Origin of the sequence: Micromonospora sp. NPDC047074, assembly GCF_040643815.1 — a bacterium.
Taxonomy (GTDB): domain Bacteria; phylum Actinomycetota; class Actinomycetes; order Mycobacteriales; family Micromonosporaceae; genus Micromonospora.
Genome location: NZ_JBEYVB010000004.1, coordinates 100,060 through 124,574, shown reverse-complemented (window position 1 = coordinate 124,574; position 24,515 = coordinate 100,060). Strand labels below are relative to the sequence as shown.

The 24,515-nt window shown below is 70.7% G+C and carries 20 protein-coding genes; 4 read left to right on the top strand and 16 right to left on the bottom strand.

Features of this window, described 5'->3' with window-relative positions; all coding sequences use genetic code 11:
- Positions 1–61: 61 nt before the first annotated feature.
- Positions 62–532: a hypothetical protein gene (locus ABZ809_RS09165; RefSeq protein ID WP_357561937.1), complete on the bottom strand. Its 471-nt coding sequence runs from the start codon at positions 530–532 to the stop codon at positions 62–64.
- A 78-nt stretch (positions 533–610) separates the two neighbouring features.
- Positions 611–2,026, bottom strand: coding sequence for a hypothetical protein (locus ABZ809_RS09160; RefSeq protein ID WP_357561936.1), 1,416 nt, complete (start codon positions 2,024–2,026; stop codon positions 611–613).
- A 191-nt stretch (positions 2,027–2,217) separates the two neighbouring features.
- Here ABZ809_RS09160 and ABZ809_RS09155 point away from each other — a divergent pair, with 191 nt between their 5' ends.
- On the top strand, positions 2,218–3,300 hold the full coding sequence (locus tag ABZ809_RS09155; protein WP_357561935.1) for a hypothetical protein: 1,083 nt from the start codon (positions 2,218–2,220) through the stop codon (positions 3,298–3,300).
- 284 nt (positions 3,301–3,584) lie between these two features.
- Here ABZ809_RS09155 and ABZ809_RS09150 read toward each other — a convergent pair whose 3' ends face one another.
- The 7 genes from ABZ809_RS09150 to ABZ809_RS09120 form a co-directional block, all read right to left on the bottom strand.
- Positions 3,585–4,292, bottom strand: coding sequence for a DUF4386 domain-containing protein (locus tag ABZ809_RS09150; RefSeq protein ID WP_357561934.1), 708 nt, complete (start codon positions 4,290–4,292; stop codon positions 3,585–3,587).
- A 119-nt stretch (positions 4,293–4,411) separates the two neighbouring features.
- A complete protein-coding gene (locus ABZ809_RS09145; protein ID WP_357561933.1) occupies positions 4,412–4,636 on the bottom strand; it encodes a helix-turn-helix transcriptional regulator in 225 nt (74 codons plus the stop codon).
- Between the two features lie 2 nt (positions 4,637–4,638).
- Positions 4,639–5,058, bottom strand: coding sequence for a hypothetical protein (locus tag ABZ809_RS09140; protein ID WP_357561932.1), 420 nt, complete (start codon positions 5,056–5,058; stop codon positions 4,639–4,641).
- A gap of 168 nt (positions 5,059–5,226) precedes the next feature.
- The gene (locus ABZ809_RS09135) at positions 5,227–6,525 is read right to left on the bottom strand and encodes a lanthionine synthetase C family protein (RefSeq protein WP_357561931.1); all 1,299 of its coding nucleotides are present in this window, start codon (positions 6,523–6,525) and stop codon (positions 5,227–5,229) included.
- Positions 6,522–9,647 (bottom strand): lantibiotic dehydratase, encoded by a 3,126-nt coding sequence (locus tag ABZ809_RS09130; protein WP_357561930.1) that lies wholly within the window; start codon positions 9,645–9,647, stop codon positions 6,522–6,524. The genes ABZ809_RS09135 and ABZ809_RS09130 overlap by 4 nt, the downstream gene beginning before the upstream one ends.
- Positions 9,648–9,771: 124 nt before the next feature.
- The gene (locus ABZ809_RS09125) at positions 9,772–9,960 is read right to left on the bottom strand and encodes a hypothetical protein (RefSeq protein WP_357561929.1); all 189 of its coding nucleotides are present in this window, start codon (positions 9,958–9,960) and stop codon (positions 9,772–9,774) included.
- A 560-nt stretch (positions 9,961–10,520) separates the two neighbouring features.
- Positions 10,521–11,771 (bottom strand): MFS transporter, encoded by a 1,251-nt coding sequence (locus ABZ809_RS09120; protein WP_357561928.1) that lies wholly within the window; start codon positions 11,769–11,771, stop codon positions 10,521–10,523.
- Between the two features lie 187 nt (positions 11,772–11,958).
- Between ABZ809_RS09120 and ABZ809_RS09115 the strand changes: the two genes are divergently transcribed.
- Together ABZ809_RS09115 and ABZ809_RS09110 are read left to right on the top strand one after the other, a co-directional pair.
- Positions 11,959–12,426, top strand: coding sequence for a hypothetical protein (locus tag ABZ809_RS09115; protein WP_357561927.1), 468 nt, complete (start codon positions 11,959–11,961; stop codon positions 12,424–12,426).
- Between the two features lie 83 nt (positions 12,427–12,509).
- A complete protein-coding gene (locus tag ABZ809_RS09110) occupies positions 12,510–13,010 on the top strand; it encodes a hypothetical protein (RefSeq protein ID WP_357561926.1) in 501 nt (166 codons plus the stop codon).
- A 118-nt stretch (positions 13,011–13,128) separates the two neighbouring features.
- Here the strand turns inward: ABZ809_RS09110 and ABZ809_RS09105 are convergent, their stop codons facing one another.
- The 6 genes from ABZ809_RS09105 to ABZ809_RS09080 form a co-directional block, all read right to left on the bottom strand.
- Positions 13,129–13,854: a sulfotransferase family protein gene (locus ABZ809_RS09105; RefSeq protein ID WP_357561925.1), complete on the bottom strand. Its 726-nt coding sequence runs from the start codon at positions 13,852–13,854 to the stop codon at positions 13,129–13,131.
- Between the two features lie 27 nt (positions 13,855–13,881).
- Positions 13,882–15,120: an MFS transporter gene (locus ABZ809_RS09100; protein ID WP_357561924.1), complete on the bottom strand. Its 1,239-nt coding sequence runs from the start codon at positions 15,118–15,120 to the stop codon at positions 13,882–13,884.
- 19 nt (positions 15,121–15,139) lie between these two features.
- Positions 15,140–16,582, bottom strand: coding sequence for a M28 family peptidase (locus tag ABZ809_RS09095; RefSeq protein ID WP_357561923.1), 1,443 nt, complete (start codon positions 16,580–16,582; stop codon positions 15,140–15,142).
- A gap of 25 nt (positions 16,583–16,607) precedes the next feature.
- Positions 16,608–17,546: an aspartyl/asparaginyl beta-hydroxylase domain-containing protein gene (locus ABZ809_RS09090; protein ID WP_357561922.1), complete on the bottom strand. Its 939-nt coding sequence runs from the start codon at positions 17,544–17,546 to the stop codon at positions 16,608–16,610.
- An 8-nt stretch (positions 17,547–17,554) separates the two neighbouring features.
- Positions 17,555–18,376, bottom strand: a complete 822-nt coding sequence (locus tag ABZ809_RS09085; protein WP_357561921.1) for a class I SAM-dependent methyltransferase — start codon at positions 18,374–18,376, stop codon at positions 17,555–17,557.
- Between the two features lie 149 nt (positions 18,377–18,525).
- On the bottom strand, positions 18,526–19,710 hold the full coding sequence (locus ABZ809_RS09080) for a cytochrome P450 (RefSeq protein WP_357561920.1): 1,185 nt from the start codon (positions 19,708–19,710) through the stop codon (positions 18,526–18,528).
- 160 nt (positions 19,711–19,870) lie between these two features.
- Here ABZ809_RS09080 and ABZ809_RS09075 point away from each other — a divergent pair, with 160 nt between their 5' ends.
- A complete protein-coding gene (locus ABZ809_RS09075; RefSeq protein ID WP_357561919.1) occupies positions 19,871–22,744 on the top strand; it encodes a BTAD domain-containing putative transcriptional regulator in 2,874 nt (957 codons plus the stop codon).
- Between the two features lie 359 nt (positions 22,745–23,103).
- On the opposite strand, the gene ABZ809_RS09070 is transcribed toward ABZ809_RS09075, so the two are convergent.
- On the bottom strand, positions 23,104–24,513 hold the full coding sequence (locus tag ABZ809_RS09070; RefSeq protein ID WP_357562089.1) for a cellulase family glycosylhydrolase: 1,410 nt from the start codon (positions 24,511–24,513) through the stop codon (positions 23,104–23,106).
- Positions 24,514–24,515 lie beyond the last annotated feature (2 nt).

Sequence of the window (24,515 nt, the reverse complement as noted above, 5' to 3'; positions counted from 1 at the left end):
TCGTGCGCAGGCACCGCAACCGTGGCGTGGCAGGCTCCGGCCGCCACGCCACGGCGGGCGGCTAGCAGTTCACGTTGACGCCGTCGATCTGGTTCTTCAACTCGAAGTTCCACTGCTGCCACGCCGGCACGGTTCCCCAGTTCACCCAGGCGGAGCCGGTCCAGTTGTACACCGTGATGCTGTTGCCGTAGGTCAGGGCCGAATTGGCCCAGTTGCGGTAGCCGTTCAGGTCCCAGAAGCCGCAGCCGTTCAGGACGACACCGTCCCCGGTGCCGTTGTCGCCGTCGTAGAGGCAGGGGTATCCGTAGACGCAGGCCCATGCCTGGGCCGAGGGGCCTCCACCCGGGGCGATCTTCACGCCCCCGTTCGCCGGCACGACGCCCGGCGGCAGGGACGACGGCCCGTCCGCCGTCGGCGCGACGACGATGGAACTCGTCTCGTTCGCGTTCGCTGCCCCTGCGGAGACAGCGGTGCCCGCGACGACCAGCACGGCGGTCGCAGCGAGGCGGGCGAGGAATCGGGTCCTGATCACAGTCTTCTCCCCGTTCGTCCGGCGGTCCCTGCATCGACCGCCACCATTCTCGGCACGATACAGCTCGTCAACAGTGGATCACACTGAGTTATTTTCGCTCTCTTCGGACCAGCACGCCCTCGAAGCCGAGGGCTCGTCCAAGGCCAGCGGATTACCAATCGCTTCCTGCAACCAGGCCCGGAGCCGGTCCAGCAGGTCCCGGTCGGGCGGCGGGGGCAGGGCTCGAAGCAGTTCGTCCTCGCTCGCCGGACGGGCCGCCAGCACCGCATCCCGCAGCAGCGACCGCCCGACGGAGACGCCGCCGGTGACACCGACGTTCACCTCACCCCGGCGGAGCACGTACGCGTGGCTGTCCTCACGCCGAACATAGGTGAGCCCGCCGCCCTCTGATGTGCAGGCGGCCTGGAAGCACGGGTCCTGCTCGGCGAATGTGACATGCAGCGCCACGCGCACGCTGGCGGCGCCGCCGGTGTGGTCGGCGGGGGCGTAGCCCACGCCCCGAGGGATGCCGAGTGGCTGGGCCCGGTAACCCGGCAGGTCGACCACGAACAGGTCGGCCGGTCGTTCCTCGGCGGGCAGGTCGACGGCGGTCGCCGGGCGTAGCGTGCGGGTGGCGCGGCGCAGCAGGTCGCGGTCGACGGCCAGCGAGCCAAGGACGACGACACCGCGGTCGCCGCGGGTCACCTGGTATCCATGCTCGACGACCCCACGAAGATAGACCGCCCCGCCCGGTTCGGTGGCGCAGCTCTCCACCGTCGGGGCGGCGTCGAGGTGCGGCTGGCCACACTCCCCCCGCGCGTCGCCGACGACCGGGCCTGCGATCACGTTGACGTAACGCGCCGGCGGCACCCCGGCCGGGCCGGCGGGCGCGAACTCCCCGGCGCCCAGTTCACCGCCGTAGGCAAGGTCGACGGGACGGTATCCCGGGACCTCGACCACGTACGCGGTTCGACGGTCCAGGGCCGCGTACCGCAGCCGCTCGGTGACCTCGTCGGGGCCGGAACGGGCGAGCGCGACGAGGCCGAGGCCCAGGAGACCGATCAGCGCGAGCCCAGCGGCGAGCCGTGGCCGCCACCCGCGCAGCAGCAGTCCGGCGACGAGAACGTACGGCACGCCGCCCAGGAGCAGGGTGAGCGTCGCGTCGGAGCTGACGCCGAGCGCCACCTCGTCGGTCCAGCGCCAGCCGAGCCGGGCCAGGGCCAACCCACCGACGAGGACCAGCAGCGCCCAGAGGCCGGGACGGGCGCCGAGGACCGTAACGGACGCCGTGGACCGGGCGATCAGCCACAGCAGCCCGACGGCGAGTGCGCCAACGACCAGCAGCCCGACCAGCACCGCACCCCAACCCACGAAGAGCAGCGGGGTCAGCGCGGGGATGGCAGTGGTCAGCAGCGCCGACCCGAGCAACCAGACCGCGCCGAGCTGCCCCAGGACGCGCCGCCCGACTGCCGGCGGGCCACCCCGGGCCCCCGTGACGTCCGGCTCCACACCCACGCAGGACGTTGTAGCAGAGCCCACCCGGGCGCCGGGTGCCCAGGGAGCGCCAGCGGCAGCGGCCCGGGCGAGTGGCACTGACGTAAATCAATGTAGTGTTTCATCGATGTGAAGTGATGGGTCGCTGGCGACCTGTCGGGGCAACGCCGCCTCCACCTCACGTAACCGACGATATCCAGGGAGAACAGACCATGAACGAACATCGGGAGCGGCGGCTGTGGACGCGATGGCGGCGGGCAGCCCGAACCGCCGTCGCGGCAGCGGCCTCTGTCGGGATCACCGTGCTGGCCCTCGGGTTCACGGCCGGTGCGGCCACGGCGGGCGTCAGCTCTGCCGACCAGGGCACGCCGAACGCCTCGCTCGCCGCCGGGCCGGTGTCCCGGGTCGCTGCGGGCAATCTGCACACCTGTGTGATCCGCACCGATGGCGCACTCTGGTGCTGGGGCAACAACTTCTACGGCCAACTCGGCGACGGGACCAGCACGGACCGGACCGCTCCGGTCCGGATCGGCGACGCCACCACCTGGGCGCGTGTCGACGCCAGCATCAGCACCACCTGCGCGGTACGCACGGACGGAACGCTGTGGTGCTGGGGCCAGAACCGCCACGGGCAGCTCGGCACCGGCACGACCCCCTATCAGGCGACCGCCCCGGTGCAGGTCGGCACGGCGACCACCTGGGCGAGCGTCACGACCGGGTACGCGCACACCTGCGCCACCCGCACCGACGGGACCCTGTGGTGCTGGGGCAGCAGTTCGGACGGTCAGCTCGGTCTCGGCATCCGGGACTACCGGGCCACACCGACGCAGGTGGGCACCGCGACCACGTGGACCGGCGTGACGGCCGGGTACGTGCACACCTGCGCGGTCCGCGCCGACGGAACGCTGTGGTGCTGGGGCGAGAACGGGTACGGCCAGGTGGGCGGGGGCCTCGGCTTCCAGACCACCCCACTCCAGGTCGGCACCGGCACCACCTGGGCAAGGGTCGAGACGAGCATCGACTCGTCGTGCGCGACGCGCACCGACGGTAGCCTGTGGTGCTGGGGTAACAACGGCTCCGGGCAGCTCGGCGACGGCACCACCACCCACCGGTCGGCCCCGACCCGGGTCGGTAGCGCCACCACCTGGACGGACAGCCTCGCCACGTCCTACCACGCCTGCACGCTGCGCACCGACGGCAGCCTGTGGTGCTGGGGCGACAACTCGTTCGGGCAGCTCGGCGACGGCACCACCACCCACCGGTCGACGCCGGCACAGGTGGCCCTGCCGGGCTGACCGCCACCGACCGACGAACGAGGCCGTCGGTCCGCGCCGCTGCCGTCTCGGCGGCCGCGCGGACCGGCGGCACCTCACCATCGGCCGGTGTCGCGCAGTGCGGTCAGGGAGAGCAACCGCACGTTGCCGGCGCCGATCGCGGTCTCCCACGGGACGCCGACGAGCAGCTCAGAACAGCCGGGCGATGGGCTGACGACACCAGGCGAAGGACGTCACCTGCGTGACGCACTTCGCCTGGTGAAGTGAGACGGTTTTGCTACTGCTGCGTCAATCACAGCACCGCTTCAGCTCGCCACCGGCGTCGGCGTGTGAACGGTTGTCGGCGCTTCGTCCAGTGCCTTGCGGCGCACGCCGCGGATGAGCAGGTAGCCGATCATCCAGAACTCGCCTACGGACGCGGGATACGCCATCGCGTCGAAGAGGACCTGTGCGTCGCGGGCGAGGTACAGGACGAACGGGCTGAGCACGTACCCGACGCCCCCGACGACGAGGATCCATCCCAGGACGCGGGGCATCCAGCCCGAGCGCAGCACGCACCAGCCCATAGGGATGAGCCACAGGCCGAAGAACAGTGCTCCCACGCCCCACATGTTGAGGCTGACCAGGTACAGGACCTGGACGGTGGCCGCCGGGTCACCGACCGGGTCGACTGAGACCTGCAGCGCCGTGCCCAACATTGCCGCACTCACGAGGCCCACGACCGCGTTGACCAGGCCGAAGGCGGCGATCCCGCTCGCGGCAAGGGAGTTCACGGTGCGGAACAGGCGATAGAAACAGACGGCGGTGAGGGCCTGCATGACGACCATGGCCAGTTCCAGGGCCACGCTCGCGCGGGCGAGCGAGCCGTGCGTGACCAGGTTGGCCAGCGTCGCACCAGGGTCGTCAGCCGCGTAGAGCCGTGGGCGGAGGATGAGGAAGCCGAGTGCGGCGGTGATGGCCATGCCGAGGTAGAACAGCCCGGTCATGCGGGCGGTACGGGTTAGCGCGTGCATCGTGGCTCCTTCTCGGTCCGGACGAGGCCTCAGGGTTGTGCGCGGTCTCTCCTTGATTTCGGGTGCGTGGAACCGGGCCGCGAGGCGGTCGCCTCGCGCGCCGTGTCGGGTGGTGGGGGCTACTGGTCGGTGTCGGGGTATCCGAAGACGTCGTCGAGTGGCACCTGGAACACCCGCGCGATCTGGAAGGCCACTTCCAGTGACGGCGAGTAGCGGCCCTGTTCGATGGCGATGACGGTCTGGCGGGTCACCCCGATGTGGTCGGCCAGCTCCGCCTGGGTCATTTCGCCGTGAGCGAAGCGCAGCGCCCGGATCGAGTTGGTGACCCTGGTCGGCTTGCCCATGGCTACCAGCCCCGCCGGTACGCGACGATCTTCACCGCCGCCGACGCCAGCGCAGCCAGGACGAACGCCAGGTAGAGCGCGTGTGCGATCCAGAAATGCTCGACCTCCGCCATCGCCAGGACCAGTGGCACGAGCGCGGCAATGCTCATGACGTAGAACCCGACGTACTCACCGCGCCGGTTGACCTCCCGATCGCGCTCGTCGGTCTTGCCCGCGTCCCTGGGCGAGGCGATGGCGGCCACGATGGTCAGGACGATGCTCGCGCCGATCCCGACGCCGATCGCGGTGAGCATCGGCCCCACATAGGCGATCCTCGCCACGCCCGCACCCGGCACCTTGGACAGGACGATCGCCAGGTAGACGACCGGAACAACGACGCCGACCACGGCAGAGATCCAGGTGCGCTTCTCCTCGGAGGACATGTCCCGCTCCCATGTAAAGAAAACTTGACAAGCCAAAGGTAAAGCAGCTTCGACATGGTGTCAAGAATCTTTAACCTGGCCCGAGGTTGGTCGGCACCGGCGATCGAGGGCGGCCGGCGGCAGCACCCTCGACGCGAGCGGGCGCGTAGTGGCAACCGGCGGCCTCGATCAGCGGAGCAGGAGGGCGCGCTCCCAGTCCGTGGCGGGGTCGTCATCGGTCGCCCAGGCGTGTAGGGCCAGAGCGATCCCGGCGGCGCCTTCGAGAAAGCCCGCCCGGTCGGGGCCGCGCTGCCCGCCCGCGTCATCGCTGCGGTAGCCGAACGGCGCGGCGGGGTCGAAGAAACCCAACACCCGGTCGGCGAGTCCTGGCAGGTGGGCGGCGAGCCCCCGGTCGCCGGAGTCACGCGCGGTACGCCACACGGTGTGCAGCAGGCCCGCCCAGCCGTGACACAGCCCGCAGTCGGCCATCGCCGTCGTGGCCCGCACAGCCGCCGACAGGGCGTCGACGGCGGCACGCCGCCAGTCGGCGCGGTCGAGCGCCCGGCCAGCGAGGAAGAGGGCACGGGTGACTCCGGCGGTGCCGTAGCACCAAGCCGGGTTGGCGGGTGCGGGCACCGATCCGCCGGCGGCCTCGACGTCGAACGGAACAGCCGACGGCCAGTGGCAGTCGTCGACTCGCCAGTCGAGCACCCACCCGGCGATCCGGGCGACCGCCTCGGCCTGTCCGTCCACCTCGACGCCGGCTTCGACGGCGAGCGCGAGTAGTGCCATCACCCCGGGAACGCCATGTGCCAGCCCCAGGTTGAAGTGCCCGTGCGGGTACCGCGACCGCTGGCCGAGCGCGGGTGGCCCGAGCACCCACCAGCCCGGTACGACGTGTCCGTGGGCGGTAACCGGCTCGGTGAGCCGCACCAGGTAGGTCAGCGAGTCCAACAACAGATCCCGCTCGGACGGGAGCCAGCCGAGCACGTACCTGGCGACTCCGCAGATGCCACCGATCACGTCGTAGACGGGTCCGGGCATTCCCGGCCGCCCGGCATCCAGCCGTTCCTTCTCGGCCGCGAGCCGGGCGCGCAGCCCGGCGGCCAGATGCTGGTCGAGGCGGTCGAGCAGGTTGGCGTAATCACCGGGGCCGCGCCTGGCGCACCGGGCGGCGAACGCGAGCGCGGGCAGTCCGGCGTACAACGCGTCGGCGGCGCCGGTGGCGAGGTGACCCGTCGCGGCGGCCAGATGCGCGTGCGCGTGCCGCCGGTGGTGGTCGTCGACGTACGCGAGTTCGGCGAAGAGCAGAGCCAGTCCGGGGTACCCGTCCGAGAGCGACAGCGGCGACCAGGGCGCCCGCGGGGCCATCCCCGGTGGGCGGTCCCGATTCGCGTCGGCGGTCACCACCGACACGAGCCGATCCGGGTCGACCAGTCGCTGCGCGATCTCCGTCGCGGTCCACAGTGCCGCCTTCCGCGCGCTCACCGCCCCAGCCTCCGCCGGTCCCGGTGGGTCGCCACCGCGCCACGCGCCACCGCGAACGACCGCAGCTCCATGTCCCGGTCCATGCCCGCAAGCCGGTTGTGGTGCATGTGCAGCAGCGACCGCAGCACCGCACCCTCCGGCGGCCACGAGCCGTCGTCCCGCTCCCGGATCAGGCGCCCGTACCGGGTCACCGCGTCGGCCCGCGCCTCCCACGCGGCCAGCACCGCAGCGCCACCCGGCGTATCCCGCAGCCCTCCCCAGCCCGCGTACGGGTTGATCAGCTTGAGCGCCGCCGGACGGTGTCGCTGGAACCAGCTGTGCTCGGCGCTGCGGCCGAACTCCTCGGTGATCCAGTCGACGGCCGGCTCCAGACCGCCGCAGAAACGCACCGCCAGGTCGATGTGGTTCGCCGCGGTCAGGAGCGTGGTGTCGATGTCGAGCGCGCCGCAGGCCAGTAGCCGAAGTTGCTCGGCGACGGCGACGCTGTCGACGTGGAACACCCGCTCGGCCGCCTCGATCGCCTGCGGTCCGCCGTACCGCTCCAGCTCCGGGTCGTAGGTGTCCAGGACCAGACGCCGCGCCATGCCGGCGTCGCGCAGCCGCGTCATCCACTCCGTGAGCCGGGGCAGCACCCCCGTGGTGAGAACGGCGGATGCGCCGTGGAAGCGCAACCGCAGGTGCGGGTCCGGATCGCCGTAGCGCAGGAAGAACCAGCGGTCGACGTCCAGTCCCGCCGCCAGCGCCGGCACGCCACGCAGCAGTTCGTCCTGCCGCTCGCCGGAGCAGTACACCGAGGCGTACAACCATTCCCCGCCGGGCAGGTGCCGTCCGGTCGCGGGACGGCGCCGCACGCCGCGCGGCCGGGCCGGACGGTGCACGGAACGCGCCGCCAGCAGCGGAAACACCAGCTCGTTCCGGTACGCGCCGTCCGGGTTGCCCAACCACCCTGTCCCGGCGCCGGCGGCGGCCGGCGCCTCGGTCAGCACGACGAGGTCACGCCGGCGGCCGAGTTCGTGCCGCAGCAGCCGCAGGTGGGCCCGCTCGTTCAGATCCAGCTCGATGCGGTGGTCGGCGTAGGCGAGGCAGACCTCGTCCGGCACCCGCCAGCGCGCCCGCCAACTCGACAGCTCCGTCAGCCAGTCGGTGAACGGTGCTTTCTGGTCGCGTAGCCGGTCGGCCGGCCGCCAGCGCGCCAGCGCGAGCACCCCCCGCCCGTACCGCACCCGTGGCGTGTACGGCAGGACCGAGAGGCCTCCCCAGTCCCACGGCAGCCAGCGGCGTACGCCGATGCTGCTGATCTCACGCAGGAAGCGCGCCGCGTTCGGGGACTCGTTGTGCGCGTTCAACAGGTGGAAGGTCGTCGGCACGATCTCCCGGCCATCGGAGGTGTCGATCACGAACATGCCGTGCGGGTCCGCGCCGACGGCCAGGTCGGCCAGCCGCCGCACGGTCGGGTCAGCCATCTCGGCGAACGCCGCCACCGGCAGGGTCGCCGGCGCCCACCGCGGCACGTGTGCCACGTTGCCGCCCCGGGGAGTACGTACCTGGTAGGTGAGCTGTACGGGACACGCCCGCGGGTCGACCGTGACGCCGGCCCGGGCGACGGCCCCGAACGCGTCGCGCGCCTCGCCGTCGAACAGGTACGCAAACCGCCCGCAGCTTGCCGCCGCCTGACCAAGCGCACCGACCACGATCAGCCGGAAGTCCCCCTGTTGCAGGGCCGGCACCGACTCCGCGAGCAGGTGGGTGTGCAGCTCCAGCGAGGCCGGCGGGCGGCCCTCGTCGGAGGCGCACGTGGCCAGCAGCGGGTGCTGGTCGGTGAGGACCACCTCCGGCTCTCCGGTCAACATGGACTCCTGGACCAGCTCGGCCAGTATCCGGTCCCGGTCACGCTCCGGAGCCGGTTCCGGGCGACGGAACCGGGAGGTGGGCGGCATGCGGTAACCGGCCGGGGCGCCCATACCGACGTCCGGGTCGAGCAGTTCCGTCAACCCGACGAGCCGGCCCTGGCCGTACCGTTCCAGAAAGTCGTTGTGATACTGGCGCAGGGCCGCCGTCCCCGGCTCCTGCGGGGCGAGTCGCCACAACAGCTCCGCGAGCCGTTCGGCCTCGACCGCCACCTTGCGGGGCAGGGCGACGTCGGCGTCCAAGGCCAGATCCACCTGCACGGTCGGCTCCTCCGGCGACATTCCGCGCATCCGTTCCCGCACGGCCGTCAACGCGGTGCGTCCGTGTCCCAACGGCTGGCTGGAGTAGCGGGCGAGGTCGCCGCGGAGTGCGTCGAGTTGCCCGGCCACGGTCGGGCACACCGCCGTCAGCACCCGGATGACGTGGCCGAGCGGGTCCGCGGCGTCCATCCCGGGACGCAGCTCGGTGAGGAGCAGTTCCTTGCGCACGAGCAGCGTGAGCATGGCATCGACCATGTCGGCCGGTACCGCGCGGAACGCCTCGGCCACCCGGGCCGCCAGGTCGCGGAACAGGATCGGCACGCCCGCCAACTCGGCGACGAGCCGCACGGCGGCGGTATGCCGCAGGCTCACCTCCTGCACGGCGGTACGCGTCCGTTGCCCCTCGGCGGAGCTGGGCACGTAGGGCAGGACGAGCCGGTCACCCCGCGCGAAAGACAGGTTGTTGAAGACGACCCGGAGACGGGCGAGCACCTCGGGTCGCCGCTCGCAGTCACGGATGACCTCACCCAGCCACTCCTGGTCCGGTCGGGCCGAGCGCCGGTGTTGCGTACCGAGGCGGACCTTGGCGTCCGCCGGGTCGTCCACCACCGAGACCGGTGCGACGCCTGCCATCAACCCGAACGGGGTTGACCTGCTGGCCATACGCAGTCGGTAACTGGTGAGCGCGCGGACCGCCCGGCGCAGGTCGGCGGGAGTCGATGCGGGCCGGTCGGATCCCCGGTCGAGCAGGGCGTCCAGGCGGTGCGCCAGTGATGGGCTGGAGATCGAGATGGCTTCCGGGACGAGCGGATCGCTCGCAAGCTCGGCCAGCGTCCGGACCGCGGCGTCCGCCGGCTCGTCGGCAGCCGCCAGGCCGCAGGCCCGGCCAACCGGATGGACCGGTGCGCGCAGCAGGGCGACCTTGGCGGAGCAGAACAGGGGTTCGCGGGACATGGGTATCTCGTTCTCCTTATTCTCCACGGGCCGTGGTGCGGAAAGCGGGTGCCACCGGCCAGCGGCACCCGCTTTCGTCACTCGCGGTCGGTCAGCCGACCGGACCTACTACGACACGAAGCCGTCAGCAGCTCGTGCAGGAGCTTCCGCAGGTCAGCGCCGGGCAGGTGAACAGCGTGCAGGTGAAGCCGGTAGCAGTCGGTTCCTGCTGCGCCGGGACCACCTTGATCTCCCGGACATCCAGGTCGAACGCGTCGCTCAGGTCGAGCGCCTCGTCCAGCGGCCTTTCGAGGGTGGTCACCACGGGTGGCATGAGGATTCCTTTCGATCGGTGGGCACTCGGACTGGTGGTGCGAGCCGGCCGGCCGGGGGGGCGAAGAGCAGGTGCTCTGGTACGGCCCCCGCAGGGAATACGGGACTCCCCGCTTGAACCAGCATGCGATGAAAAAGAAGTCGCAGGGTCCCGCTGACTGTTCGGAACAGTCCCGAACGGCTCGGTCATGACGTCGATCGAGGCCTTCGGATCCTTCGGGCAGCGCAGAGGGCGTCCGGCCTGATGGGATCGGCGCGCACCGGCTACCGCACCAGCGGTGGCCAGTCGACCCGGCGAGTCCAGACGGAGCCGAATGTGAGACAGACCTGGTGCGGTTGTCGGAGTCCGTTGGTGCGCACGCCGACAATCTCGTTCACCGGCCACAGCGTGTTGAGGGCGGGTCGCCAGAGCCGGATGAAGGTGTTCTCCCGCCGATGATGGAGGCGGTCGCATCGTCCGCGCTGAACGACACAGACCCGACGTCTGCCAGCCCGACAACAAGCGTGTCCCTTTGCGACCAGGTGCCTCAGTCGTCGGCCGCGGCCAGGGCCAGGCGGTCGTCAGGCGCGCACGGCCCCCTGGTCGGCCGGGGCTGCCGGTTCCGGATCGGGATCCATCTGCCGCAGCGACTTGCTCGGCAGAGACGCCACGATGAGGGCGAGGTAGGCGAGGCCGAAGATGACGATGACAGTCCGGACGGCGAGGACGTCGAGGACGAGGCCGGCGCCAAGGATGCCGAGCGGGGCCGCACTCATCGCGACCGCGCCGGTGAGCCCGAACACCCGTCCCTGCAGGTCCTCGGGTACCCGTTCCATCATGACGGCCGAGAGCACCGGGTTGAGCGGTCCGGCCGCCAGGCCGAGCAGGAGGCACACCCCCACCGCGACCGCACTGTGCGGGACGATCGCCAACACGAGCCGCAGCAGCCCGATGGCGGTGAAGCAGCCCAACAGGGTCAGGCGGCGCTTGACCACGAAGTACTTCACCAGCGGCGGATAGATGAAGGTGCCAATGACCGCGCCGACACCTGACGCGGCCAGCATCCAGCCGAGCAGATTCCCCTCGGAGAGCACGTCGCGCGCGTACACCGGCAGGATCACCGGCGTGAACGCGTCGTCCAGGAGGTTCGTCACGAACACGAACGCCGTCATGGCCATGACCACCGGCACCGTCTTCAGGACGGCCGCACCGGCCACCATCTCCGAGAGGAAGTTCGGGCGTACGCCGGTCGGCTCCCGGCGCCGGGCGGGTACCCCGAAGCCGACCAGCAGGGCGGCGATGAGGAACGTGGCGGCGTCGATGTACATGCCGACCGCCGCGCCGGAGACCCCGACCAGCACCGCGCCGAGCGGCGCGCCGACCACGAGCCCGAGGCGGGGTGCGCCCTGGAACCAGGTGGCCGCGGTGGTCGTCGGCACGCCGGCCGCCTCGGACAGGGGCTTGAGCAGGCTCAGCCGGGCCGAGGACGCCGGAGTCGAGACCAGGCCGCGCCCGAACAGCAGCAGCATCAGCACCGTTATCGGCAGCCCGACAGTGTCGTTGAGCAGCGGCACCAGGAACACGAACAAGCCCGAGGCGGCATCGCAGATCACGCTCATCCGCCGGCCGCCGAGCCGGTCGGTCCAGACGCCACCGACCGCCCCAGCGAAGATCAGCGGCAACGTGCCCGCGAAGCCGGCCAGGCCGGCCGCCACCGGGCTGCCGGTCTTCTCCAGGACATACAGCGGCACGGTGACCACCGTGATCGCGTTGCCGAAGGAGGACAGGTACTGCGCGACCAGAAGCAGTGCGAACGGCCTGCGTTGACGCACCGCAGACGCTTGTCCCGTGGCCGCGGGCAGGTCACTGATCACATTCTCTCCTTACGGCTCTTGCTCGCTCGAACGGGCAGGCGGTCCATGCACTCATCCGAGACCCCGACCTCGGCCGGGCCGGCCACGGTCCGGGATCAGGACTGCTGGGTCCGCCTCACCCCTGATGGCTTGGCAGACTGACGGCGTGACCGATGAGCACGGCCGCGACGAGCCTGACACCGACCAGCCGCCTCGTACACCAACCCTGAATATCGCGAGGCAACTGGCAAGGGAGTTGGTGGGGGTGGCGACTGTGGAGATTGACGGCGTCGAGGGCGGTATTTCGATCAGCGTCACACCACGTAACCCCGATGCCCGTGCCTTCGGTTGGACGGACTTCTCCGATGAACTCATCCTGCAGGTCGGTGACCACGGCGGCCGATGGGAACTGGAAGCCGGCCCCGAGGACGTCGCTCTGCTGGAAGACATCGCTCGCTCAGTGATCGCCGACAGGGTTCGGGAGGTGTTCGCTCCGGGTCGCTCGGCCATCTCGGTCACGCTCGCCGATGGAGCCGTAGAGACCGAGATCGGAGGCGAAGCACCGGCCGGTTGCCTGCCGCTGCCCTTCTGGCGGCGTTGGTCCCGCGGCATCCAGTACGCCCCGTACCGGTAGTCCGGTGGGAGCGTCAGTCTGAAAGCTCGTATCCGGCTGACCGGACGTGTCTTGATAGCGTGCCCGCCGTCCCAGACGAGCGTGTGCGGATCTACCGGTTCGAGCCCTACGCCGACCACCTGGCCGTCGTGCTCTCCGACGCAGAAGCGACCGAGCGCGTGTTTGACGGGGACACCTGGGACAAGGCCGATGAGGCGTGGCGGATTGCCGTGGAGCGGCACTGCGTCGTGATCGGCACAGCCCGCTATGACTACGTGCCGGTGAGGCTGGACATCTGGAGCGGCCTTCCTGTCTTCGAGCCGCTCGACGCCTATGACCATGTCGTGGAATCCGACGTCGAGTTCCCGTCGGGAAAGCTGGCGGTCACGGGCGCCACGCAGCTTCCCGAGGAGGTGGAACCGATCCCTGTCCCGGCCGGGCGATACCGGGTGCGTGTCGGGTATCTCCCGACCGGGCAACGGCCCTCGAAGTTCTCCGAGACAGACCCGGGCAATCATCTGGAGTACCGGGTCACCATCCGGCCAACGGTTGGGGAACGCGGGGTCCGGATCCTCAAGCAGGGCCCGTCGCCATGGGCCTACTGAGCGCCTGAACAGAGGGACCGGCGCGCCGGCCGATCGCCGAGCCGCAATCTCGACTGTTCACCGGGCCGCGTCAAGGACGGATCGCTGTCCGCCGATCGTGAGCGGCCCGGCATGAGACTCAGCGCGGCCGCCGCGTGGCCCAGACCGCAAGTGCGACGGCCCCGGCCACGACCACCGCACCCACCGCCCGACGCGCAATGACCCGGGTGACCCCCTTGCGAATGCGGCGCCGGAACGTAGCCCGGTCGTTCTCCCGCGGAAACGGCGTGACCGGCTCGGGCACACCGAGGAACGCGCAGAGCGGACCCCATCCGTCACGCACTCTGTAGAACAGCAGCCGATCGGCCGGCACGTGGGCCCGGACGTCGGCGAGGTGCTGTTCGAACGCCGCGACCGCCTCCTCGCGGTCGGTAACCTGGCCGCCTTCGTGCTGGCGGGCGATCCGCTGGACCGCGTCGAGCAGGTCCGGCTCGCGCCGGGGCCGCCAGGTCAGCAGGCGGACCGGAAGCGGCGGCTCGAGCGCCTCACCGATCGTGCGGGTGGCGCTGTCGTACCACTCGTTCGGGTCCCGGACGGTCACGATCACCTTCGCGTCCGGAAACGCCTCGATGACGTACCGCCAGAACGTGGTGGTCGGGGTGCCGACGGCGGAGTTGTAGTCGGCGTAGAGTTGTTTCCAGTCAGCCGACGCAGGGTCTTCCGCCACGGTGAGCCACTCGGCGGCGCGCGACGGCTCGTTGACGAGTTCCTTCAGGTGATAGCACGGACCGAACCCGAGCTCTTCCAGAGCCAGCTTCATCGACGTGGTACCGGTGCGCAAAAACCCGATGCTGATTATCTGCATGGTTCTCCTTCGAGCGGGACGTTCCGACTATTTCTCCTGCACGCTCTGCGCCGCGGGCACTGTTGCCCGCGCGGGTCTCTTTCCGAGCTGGTCGCCGGTCGAATACCACGCGAGCCACGCCGCCGACCCGACGGTGACCACCGCCATCGCGCCAAGCAGGATCCGATAGTCGACCAGCAGCGACAGTCCCGCACCGAGGGCGATGGAGACCGTCTGCGGAAGGCTGACCGCACCCATCGAGGTCGCCAGTGCCCGACCCTTCAGCTCCTCGGGCGTGCGCAGTTGGACCGCCGTGATGAGGCCGGCAGTCGTCCAACAGGCAGCGGCGCCGAACCAGAGCGCACCCGCCGCCACAACGAAGACGTTGGAGGACAGGTAGAGCAGCGCGGCGCCGGCGATACTGCCGATACCGATCGTGACCACGTTGACGTCACCGAAGCGTCTGGTCAGGGCGCCTGACCCGAGACCGGCGGCGATCGTCCCTGCTCCCTGCACGCTGACCAGCACGGCGATGAAGGCCGTCGAGCGGTGCAGCCCGTCATCGACGATCGAGAAGATCAGGGTCTGGGAGAACCCCATGACGAGCAGGGTGGCGCCGAGCGCGATGACCACGCGACGCAGGATCGGTACCCCGAAAACGTGACGTAGGCCGGCAAGCATCTCCTGCCGGAACGCGGCCGGCTCCCTGGCGGGCCGGGCGCTGTCCGGGAACCGGATCCGCCACACGCACAGCGCTGCGACGACGAAGGTCACGGCGTCGATCACCGCCACGGCCTTCCCGCCGAGGACGGTGAACAGCGCCGCCCCGACCAACGGAGCCAGCAGCCGCACGCCGCCGGTGATGGTCTGCATCAGGCCGTTCGCGTCGGGCAGGTCCCTCTCATCCACCGTGGACGAGATGATCGTCGACTGGGTCGGGCCGATGATGATCCCCGAAACGCCGTAACAGAACGTGACGGCGTACAGCACCCAGATATCGCCGGCGTCGTTGACCAGCAGGCACACGAACAGGACAGCCGCCATCACCAGGTTGGCGACGATGAACACCCCACGTCGGGAGAACCGGTCGATCAGCACGCCGGCGAGCGGCGCGAACAGATACGGCAACGCCACGAAGAAGAACGCCACACCAGCGGCGGCATTGCTGCCGGTCAGTTCCTTGGCCCAGATGCCGAAGGCGATGATGAGCGCCCGGTCTCCCAGCGCCGACAGGGTCTGCCCGAATATCAGCAGCTGGAAGCTGCGGTTGCGCAGCAGGACTCGCACGGCAACGCCTCCTCGTCCGTCACGTCGTCGCCAACGGTGCCACGACCTCGTCGACATCAAGGGCGAAGCGTCCGACCAGCCAGGCTACGGCCCTGGTGTTGCGGTCGAACTCGGCCAAGCTCATACTCTCGATCCGGTCGCATGCCTGGTGGTAGCAGGAGTCGTACATCTGACCAGCCTGACCACCGAAGAGGCGTTCCTCCTCGACGGTCTTGATCCCGGTCGTTCCGCCGTGGAAGCCGCCTGTCGGGATGCCGGCCCTGGCAAAGGGTTCGTGGTCGGACCCGATCGCCGCATCCGGCACGGTGCTGTGTGCGAGCCCGCGATCCGCGTAGTAACCGGCAAATATCGCCGCCACAGTGGTGGAGCCGGCCGGAGCGCCCACGCCGTCCATGACGAAGCGCCCGAAGTTCGCCGAGCCGAGCAGTTCCCAGTTGAGGTACAGCGCGATATCCGAGCGCTGCCGGGCGGTGAGATTCGCGACGTAGTGGGTGGATCCGAGGATGACCAGTTCCTCGGCTCCCCACCAGGCGAAGCGGACCTTGTTGCGGATCCGCCGCTGCGCCGGCGCGAGCGCCAGCGCGGTCTGCAGCAACGCGGCGGCACTGCTCGCGTTGTCGTTGAGGCCCGGCCCCTCGGTCGCGCTGTCGAGGTGCGCGCCGGCGACCACGGTGCGGTCGGAGCGGCCGCCGGCAGTCTCCGCCAGGATGTTCTCGGTGATCCCTGAAACTGTGTGACCGCGCAACTCCAGGTGGAGCCGGATCGGTACCGGCGACGCCGCCACGTCCGCGGCAAGCTGCTGGGCGCGCCGTTGGGTGATGGTGGCGATCGGAATGGTGGCGGCCGCGGGGTTGGGGACCGCGGTCCGGTACAGGTTGTCCGGCCGCGGGAGGATCCGGTAGAGCAGCAACGCCCGGGCCCCGGCCTCCGCGGCGACCTGCTCCTGTCGGGTGAGGCCGCAGGAGCCGCGTGGCGCCAGCACCACCGCACCGCGCACCGGCAGGCCGGCGAAGTCGGACGGCTCACAGCCCGGTGTGGGATCGGTGTCGGGAACGACCGCCACCGGCGCCTCGATACCGCCGACCGGCGTCGTCGGGGAGAAGCGCAGGAGGTACGTCCGGATCGGGGCGGCGTTCGGGGTGAGTTCGGTGATCCGCTCGGCGTCGAACCGGAAGTCCTGATAGGGAACCGGCTGCCGGGTCACCCGGTAACCGGCGTCGGTCAGCCGACGGGTCAGGTAGTCGGCCGACTGTGCGAATCCCCGCGTGCCGGTGGCCCGGGTGCCCTCGGTGCGGTCGGCGATGCGTTGCCAGGCGGCCAGGTGGTGGGTCGCGGCGGCACCGGACACCGTGCCCTCCAGGCGATCGGCGAGCCACAGCTTGCCGGCGTCACCGGCTCCACCGGATCCACCGGCCGGCACGGCCAGTGTCACCCCCAGTACCAGTGCCAGTACAGCGCGCATCTCGTCCTCTCCCGCCCGGTTCGACTCAGCGTTTCCATTCCCGCTCGGTGCGTCCTGTGCGAATCCGGAGCACTGTGGTGCCATCGGGGTCGAGACGCAGGCAGCGCTCGTCGCACCAGCCCTCCAGCCTGAACTCGGCGTTGCCGAGGTGCACCAGGGCCAGCCGCTGCCCACCGGCGATCGCCAGCACCAACCGGTCGCCGTCAACGGTGATCTCGGCCGGGAGATCGGGCTCGCCGAGGTGCTCGTCCTCCTCCGCCCAGTCCGCGAATGCGACGGGCAGCGTGAACTGTCGGCACAGCGGCGGCAGTTCCCACTCCTGCAGCGGCACGGGTTGCCGGGCGAAGACGACGTCGGCGTACGGCAGGGTGCGCCGGAAGTCCGCAGGAAAGAGATCGATCACTGCCGGCGTGACGAGGGAGTCGATGACGAGGTGGATCCGGGTGGTCGACCCCTCGTTGCGGACGTGATGGAGCCGGTTGAAGTCGCCGTACCACAGCTCACCGGCCGGCCAGTGCCACTCCCGGTCGTCGAGCACGGTCAGCGCCCGCTCGTGCGTGATGATCGGAACGTGCAACCGAAGCCGCCCCCACGGCAGGCCGCACTTGCCGTCGCGATGGGTGTGTACCCGGGTGCCGGGGCCCAGGGCCATCAGCCGAGCGGAACGCAGCGGTGCCGGGATGGCGTCCAGCACGGCGCGCAGTTCCGGGCAGCGGTCGAGCAACGGGGTGTCGGCGAAGCCGACCATGCCCGCACCGCCGGGATCGGTACGGCCCGGATCGCCGCCCGGGCTGCGCAACGACAGGATCTTCCAGTCAAGGGTCACCTCGGGCATCGGGCCGGCGCTGCCGTACGGCCGCTGGTTCCGCCAGGTCTGGTCGGACAGCGCCCGCACCTCGGCGGCCAGCCGCTCGGGGTCCCATTCGAGGGCCAGCCGGACGGCCTCTGGAAGCCGATCGGTCATCACCGCGGTCATCGCTGGATTCCGGCACCCGAAGCGGCCGGATCCAGCGTGGCAGAGCCCGATGCGGTGCCGCCTGCCGAGACCGGCGCGAGCTGGGCGACCAGGGTGCCCGGGTTGTTCGGGTTCGACTGATCGGCCGGCGCGTGCTGGACCGAGCCACCGATCGCGACCAGGCCGGCCGTGGCCAGATCGCGCAGCACCGCCGCGCGGCGGTGGTAGTGGTGATCGCGCTCCATCGTCTCGGTGGCGACCAGCCGGTTCTGGTGGTATGTGCGGTACACGTGCCGGAGCGTGGCGAGATCGAGGCCGCGGGGCCGCGTCTCGACCGACAGCTCGTACCGGCACTCCCCTACCTGCGCGGTGCTCCGGGGCCGCTCGGGCTCGTCGGCCACCGGCAGGTCGAGCACCATGTCCATGGCCAGGACGCCGTCGGGGGCAAGGTGCGCGGCGACGGTCCGGAACAGCGCCGGACGGGCCTGCGGCGGGATGTGTTCGAGCACTCCCGCGAAGTACACGTAGTCGAACTTCCGGGCCAGGTCGAAGTCGGGTGCGGCCCCGTCGAGGATCGTGATCCGGTCCCGGAGGTCCGGTCGCGCTGCGAGCTTGGCCAGTAGCACCGCGCGCATCGTGGCCGAGCGCTCCAGGCAGTGCACCCCGGCGGCCCGTTCGGCGACAGCGAGGGTGATCCGGCCAGTGCCTGGCCCGATTTCGAGCGCCTGCCCGCCCACCGGGGCGAGGTCGGCGAAGAAGCCGACCGGCGGCCAGGAGTCCGGCCGGGCGCGGAACAGGTCGTAGTAGCCGGCAGCGAACGCGTACGGGTCGGCGGTCATCGTTCTCCCTGGCGGATAGGGCGCCGGGGGCGCCTCGGCGCCGGCGCGGGACGGTCCTGGTTCGGGGCTGCCGGACCGACATCCGGCCCGGCAGCCACCTCACGTCTCACGTGGTCAGTGGTCGTAACGCATGGCGTTCCTCCTCTCGATCAGCTCAGCGCCACCTCGAAACGGCCGACGGTGCGCTGAGTCACGTTCCCCGGGTACGTCGGTGGGCTCACCGACCGCGCCCGCGGGTATCGGTCAGCCAGGATCGAGAACACGATCCCGGTCTGCATCACGGCGAACAGCGAACCGATACAGGCATGGGTGCCGCGGCCGAAGCCCAGGTGTGGATTGGGCGAACGGGTCAGCCGCAGTTCGGCGGGGCCGTCGAAGCGGGCCGGATCCCGGTTGGCGGCGCCGAGCAGCAGGGTGACCGCATCACCCTGGCGCAGCGTGACGCCGGCCAACTCGGTGTCCTGCACGCAGGCCCGGGCCACGCCCTGCACCAGCGAGGTGTACCGGGTCAGCTCCTCGACCGCGGTGTTCGGGTCGGCCGACCTGAACGCGTCAAGCCCGCCGGGCAGGTTCGACGCGCCGGACACGCCAAGCAGCGCCACCGCGGACAGGCTCAGCAACTTGCTGGCCGAGGTGTACCCGGCGTGCAGCGCGACCCGCAGCGTCGTCGCCGTCAGGGCCGCTTCGACGCCGTAGTGCCCGGCGCGCTGCGCCACGAAGCCGACCACGCCCGTTGCGCCGGGATCGGCCAGCCAGCGCGCGGTCAGTGCGGCGAGTTCGGCCCGCGCCGCCGTGGCCGGCGCCAGCCGGTCGGTGAACAGGTGTCCGTCCATGCCGTCGGAGATGGCGTTGGCCAACGGTACGAACCACGCCTGTTCCGGCGCCGGAACGCCGAGCAGGAAGGCTGTGGTGTGCAGGGCGAGCGGCTCGGCGAACTCGGTGACGAAGTCGAACGATTCCCGACTCGCCAACGCGTCGAGCCGGGCGCTCGCTTCTCGCACCACCTCGTCGCGCAGCACGTCACCGTGTGCCGCGCGCACCGCCTCGACGAACAGCCGACGTACCGGGGTCTGTTCCGGCGGGTCGAGCGCCTGGATGCTGCGCGCGGCTGGCGGCACCACCTCACCGACTCGGCTCCAGTCGGTGCTGAACCGGGCGCTGTCCCGGAGGACCGCGCTGCAATCGTCATACCGGGTCAACACCCACGACCGCAGCGGCTCATACCAAAACACCGGATGCTGGTCCAGAAGGGGTCCGTAAACCAGAAAGGGGTCGTGCTGTGCGCGAGGTTCGGCAAGCGCCTGGATCGGATCGAAATCGAGCGAGCTGAACACAACGTTCCCCCGTGCACGTCGGCCCCGGACGAGATGGGCAATCAGAACTATGCTCATAGTCAACATCGTCTGATCACAGAATTTTCATCAGCGACAACTCTTGACGGCAGGACAATCATCGAGTAACACCAATGCGATCGGCATCGGGGGACGGCGTCGTATGGAGTTCGCCATTCTGGGTCCGCTGCGGGTGTCGGCGAACGGCCGGGAGCTGCACGTCGGAGGTCATCGATCCCAACGGATACTCGCCATGCTGCTGCTCAACCCGAACCTGGTCGTCACCCACGACCGGCTGGCGGAGGCCGGCTGGGGTGGCAACCCGCCGGCCACGGTCCGCCGCCAGGTCCAGAATCGCGTCGCCGCACTACGTACCCGGTTCGCCCGGGTGGGCGGGGCCATCGACACCCACGACGTCGGGTACCGGCTGCGGGTCGGCCCGGACGAGCTGGACGTCGACGTCTTCGGGCACCTCGTCGAGAAGGCGCGGCACGAACCGGAGCCGGCCCATGCCGCCACCGCGCTCCGCACGGCACTCGCGCTCTGGCGCGGCAACGCCCTCGCCGGCCTGACAGGGCTGACCCTGGAGTCCGAGGCCGCCAGCCTCAACGAGCGCCGGCTCGCGGCACATGCCGACTGCATCGACGCCGAGCTGGCCACTGGCGAGCACACCCGGCTGCTGCCCGAGCTGAACCACCTCGTGGAGGAGCACCCGCTCCACGAGCGGTTCGCCGGGCAGTTGATGATCGCGCTACACCGTGCCGGTCGACGGAGCGAGGGACTCAACGCCTACCGGAGGCTGCGCCGCCGCCTCGTCGACGACATCGGGGTCGAGCCCGGTGAGGCCGTCCAGGAGATCCACCGGGCGCTCCTGAACGGCGACCTCGACGAGGCCTCCCCGTCCGTACCGCCGGCCGCCACGACCGCCGCCGGCGACGCGGTGCCCGTCCCGGTGCCGCGCCAGCTGCCCGCTGACGTCACCGAACTCGTGGGCCGGGGCGCGGAACTACTGCGGATCCAGCGCGCGCTCGCCGTGCTCGACAGCTCGGGTCCATTGGGGATCGTGGCGATCGAGGGAGCCGGCGGGATCGGCAAGTCGGCGCTGGCGATCCACGCGGCCCATCGCGCGGCAGCGGCCTTCCCCGACGGTCAGCTCTACATCGACCTCCAGGGATACAGCGAGGGCCTGCACCCGCTGGCCCCGCTGGAGGTACTCGCCCGTTTTCTGCGCGCGTTGGGCGTCGCCGCGGAGCACGTCCCGACGGACGTGGAGGAGGCGGCCGCCCGCTTCCGGTCGGAGGTCGCGTTGCGGCGGCTGTTGCTGGTACTCGACAACGCACGCGAACCGGCCCAGGTCATCCCCGTGCTCCCCGGCTCGTCGCGGTGTGCGGTGCTGGTGACCAGCCGCCGCACGCTGACCAGCATGCCCGGCACTGTGCATCTCAAGCTGGATGTGCTCACCGCGTCGGCGGCCGTGCGGCAGCTGGCTCAGATCGCCGGCGCGGCGCGGGTCGACGCCGAACCCGGCGTGGCCGCCGACGTGGCCCGCGCCTGCGGATACCTGCCGCTGGCGCTGCGGATCGCCGGCGCACGCCTCACCGCCCGGCCTGGCTGGACGCTACGGGTTCTCGCCGACCGGCTGGCCGACGCGCAACGGCGGCTCGACGAACTCGAGGTCACCGACATGGGGTTCCGCGCGAGCCTCGCCGTCTCGCACCAGGAGCTGTCCCGCAGCGAGGATCCGTGCGACCGCGCGGCCGCCGAGGCGTTCGGCCTGCTCAGCCTGCTCGACGGTGCCGACATCAGCGTGCCGGTGGCGGCCTGGCTGCTGGACCGGCCCGAGCCGGAGGCCGAGCGGATCCTGGAGCGCCTGGTCGACGCCAACCTGCTCGACACGCCGGCCCACGGCCGGTACAGGCTGCACGATCTGCTCCGGCTGTACGGGCGCGAGCTGGCCACCGGCAGCCAGCCGGTACAGCAACGGACGGCCGCGCTCAGGCGGGTCTTCGAAGGGTACGTCGCGACCGCCTGGAACGCCTCGGCGGTGATTCGCCCCGGGGACTGGCGACTCTCGCAACGCGATCGGCGAAAGGGTCCGGACGGTCTCGACTTCGCCGACGCCTGCGCCGCCCTCGACTGGCTGGAAGCGGAGAGGTCCAACGTGGTTGCGGCCGTGCGCCAGGCCGCCGACACATACGGCATCCCCCCGACCGTACCGGTGCAACTGGCCCGGGCGCTCTACGCGTTCCTGCGGCTACGCGGCCACTGGAGCCACGCGGCCGAGGTCAACCGGATCGCCGGCACCGTCGCCCGCCAGGCGGGTGACCGGCGGGCGTACGCGAACGCCTGGAACGATCTCGGCGCCGCCCTCGGTCAGCTGGGCCGTTCGTCCGAGGCGATCGAGTGCCTCCTGGAGAGCCGGGCGATCCACCGGGAACTGGGCAACGACGGCGGCGAGGCGCACTGCCTGCAGATCCTGGGCGTCACCCACCAGGCAATGGGCCAGTTCGACAAGGCGGAAGACTACTACCGCGACAGCCTGCGCATGTACGAGAAACTCGGCAACATCCGCGGTCAGGCGATGATCCTGGACAATCTCGGCCCCATCTACCGGACGCAGGGAAGATACCGGCAGGCGCTGAAGTGTCACCGGCAGGCGCTGGCGATCTTCGAGCAGTTGGGTGACTGCTACGGCCAGGCCGTCGGACTGCTCGACCTCGGCATCCTGCACCGCGACACGGGCCACCACGTTGCGGCGCTCGACTGCCTGACGCGGTGCCTGGCGATCTACCGTGAGATGGGCGACCGTCACGGCGAGGCCGAGTCGCTGCGGCAGCTTGGCCTCCTCCGCAGGCTGCAGGGGCGCCACCGGGAGGCGCTGGCCTGTCACGAGGCGGCCCAGGCCATCTTCCGCGACCTCGGACGCCCTGCCGGCGAGGCGCCCGATCTGATGATGCACCAGGTAGTCCAACGACTGTCAGAACGCGTCGAGCCACGTCGGTGTGCGCCGGTTGCCGGGGCCCGCGATGCCTCTTGAGAGGTACGGCGGCACGCCTGCATCCGCCTTCGCGCACCTGCGGACAAGCCTCGGACACATTTCTACGGCGACTACGGGCCGGCCATCCTGGGCCCAGTCGATTCGGCGCCTCTGCCGTACGGCAAACGCGTCCCGCGGGTGATCCCGCTGAGAGCGGCCCCTGGGTGCGAGGCGCGCGGATGCTCCCCGCGCACGCGGTGTCAGCGCCGGTCGAACTGTGACCCCTCTGTTTCCGGGCAGGATCCGGAAACAGAGGGGTCGGTTTTCAGGCGGAGCCGACAGCCGGTGACCGCACCCTCGGTCGTCTCACTGACGCAGCTGTCGCCCCGACTGCGGTCGCCCTGGTTAGGTCGCCCTGGTTAGAAGGTGTCGGGGGTGCGGATACGGTCGCGGATCCAGGCGCCGGCCGGCTTGAGGCGGCTGGTGCCGCCGAACTGGCCGCTGCCGCAGGTGCCGGTGGTGAAGACCGCGCCGGAGCGGAAGTCGTCGGAGAAGTTCCAGTTGGTCCAGCTGATCTTCTTGCTGGCCATCAGATCGAGGTAGCGCTGGGCCATGGCGAAGTCGTTCGGGCCGTCACCGGAGTAGTCCTGGGTGCCGAACTCGGTGACGAACAGCGGCAGCCGGTCGGCGGCCCGCGCGAAGGTGTCGTAGTACGCGTTGCCGTGCGAGGCGGCGTAGAAGTGGAAGACGTACATCAGGTTGCCGCCGGCAACCGGGTTCGCCGCGATCGTGTCCACCCCGCCGCCGCTGCCGGAGACGCCGAGGGAGGACCAGTCAGGGGTGCCGACCAGCACCACGGCCTCCGGGTCCCGGCTGCGAATGACCGGAATGACCTGGTCGGCGTAGCTCTTGATGGCGCTCCACGCCACGCCGTTGGGCTCGTTGGCGATCTCGTAGAGCACGTTGACTTTGTCCTTGTGCCGGTCGGCGATCTCGGCGAAGAAGGTGCGCGCCCGGGTCAGGTTGTGGTTCGGGTCGCCGGGGCTGAGCATGTGCCAGTCGACGATGGCGTACATGCCCCGGGCGGTGGCCAGCTCGATGTATTGGTGCACCAGGTCGGTGAAGCGGCGCGGGTCGGTCTCGTACCCGCCCTCCTGGATGTACATCGAGATGCGTAGCACGTCGGCGTTCCACTCCCCGGCGAGCACGTCCAGGGAGGTCGGGGTGGCGCAGTTCGCGTACCACTGGATGCCGTGCGTGCTCATGCCGCGCAACTGGATCGCGCGGCCGTCGCGGTTGCAGAGCTGGCGACCGCAGACCCGGAGCTGGCCGTTGGCCGCGACCGGCGAGACGGTGGTCGGCGGCGGGGTGGTGGGCGGTGCGGTCGTCGGCGGAGGTGTGGTCGGCGGCGCGCTGGTCGGCGGCGGGGTGGTGGGCGGCGTCGTGCCGCCGGCGCAGGGCTGGCCGTTGAGCGTGCAGCCGGTCGGGGTGCCGGTGCCGGTGGCGACGAAGCCGAAGGTCACGGAGGCACCCGGGGCGACCGTGCCGTTCCAGGAGCGGTTGGTGAAGGTGTGGTGCTGGCCGCTGCTGGTCAGCAGCGCGTCCCAGTACGTTCCGACGGTGGTGCCGGCGGGCAGGTCGAACTCCAGCCGCCAAGAGGTGATCGTGCTGCTGCCGGAGTTCGTGATCCGGTAGCTGCCCTCCCAGCCGGAGCCCCAGTCGTTCACCTTGGCGAAGCTCGCGGTCGGTGCCGCTGCAGCGCCGGCCGTGCCGGCCAGGGTCAGTGGTGCCAACGCCACCGCCGCCAGCAGGGCGGCGGCCAGGATCATTC

Coding starts and splice junctions, on each gene's coding strand:
- ABZ809_RS09085 (WP_357561921.1), bottom strand. CDS start 18,376: ATGACCGCCGACCCGTACGCGTTCGCTGCCGGCTACTACGACCTGTTC.
- ABZ809_RS09125 (WP_357561929.1), bottom strand. CDS start 9,960: ATGCCACCCGTGGTGACCACCCTCGAAAGGCCGCTGGACGAGGCGCTC.
- ABZ809_RS09145 (WP_357561933.1), bottom strand. CDS start 4,636: ATGGGCAAGCCGACCAGGGTCACCAACTCGATCCGGGCGCTGCGCTTC.
- ABZ809_RS09075 (WP_357561919.1), top strand. CDS start 19,871: ATGGAGTTCGCCATTCTGGGTCCGCTGCGGGTGTCGGCGAACGGCCGG.
- ABZ809_RS09140 (WP_357561932.1), bottom strand. CDS start 5,058: ATGTCCTCCGAGGAGAAGCGCACCTGGATCTCTGCCGTGGTCGGCGTC.
- ABZ809_RS09155 (WP_357561935.1), top strand. CDS start 2,218: ATGAACGAACATCGGGAGCGGCGGCTGTGGACGCGATGGCGGCGGGCA.
- ABZ809_RS09070 (WP_357562089.1), bottom strand. CDS start 24,513: ATGATCCTGGCCGCCGCCCTGCTGGCGGCGGTGGCGTTGGCACCACTG.
- ABZ809_RS09130 (WP_357561930.1), bottom strand. CDS start 9,647: ATGTCCCGCGAACCCCTGTTCTGCTCCGCCAAGGTCGCCCTGCTGCGC.
- ABZ809_RS09150 (WP_357561934.1), bottom strand. CDS start 4,292: ATGCACGCGCTAACCCGTACCGCCCGCATGACCGGGCTGTTCTACCTC.
- ABZ809_RS09105 (WP_357561925.1), bottom strand. CDS start 13,854: ATGCAGATAATCAGCATCGGGTTTTTGCGCACCGGTACCACGTCGATG.
- ABZ809_RS09095 (WP_357561923.1), bottom strand. CDS start 16,582: ATGCGCGCTGTACTGGCACTGGTACTGGGGGTGACACTGGCCGTGCCG.
- ABZ809_RS09090 (WP_357561922.1), bottom strand. CDS start 17,546: ATGACCGATCGGCTTCCAGAGGCCGTCCGGCTGGCCCTCGAATGGGAC.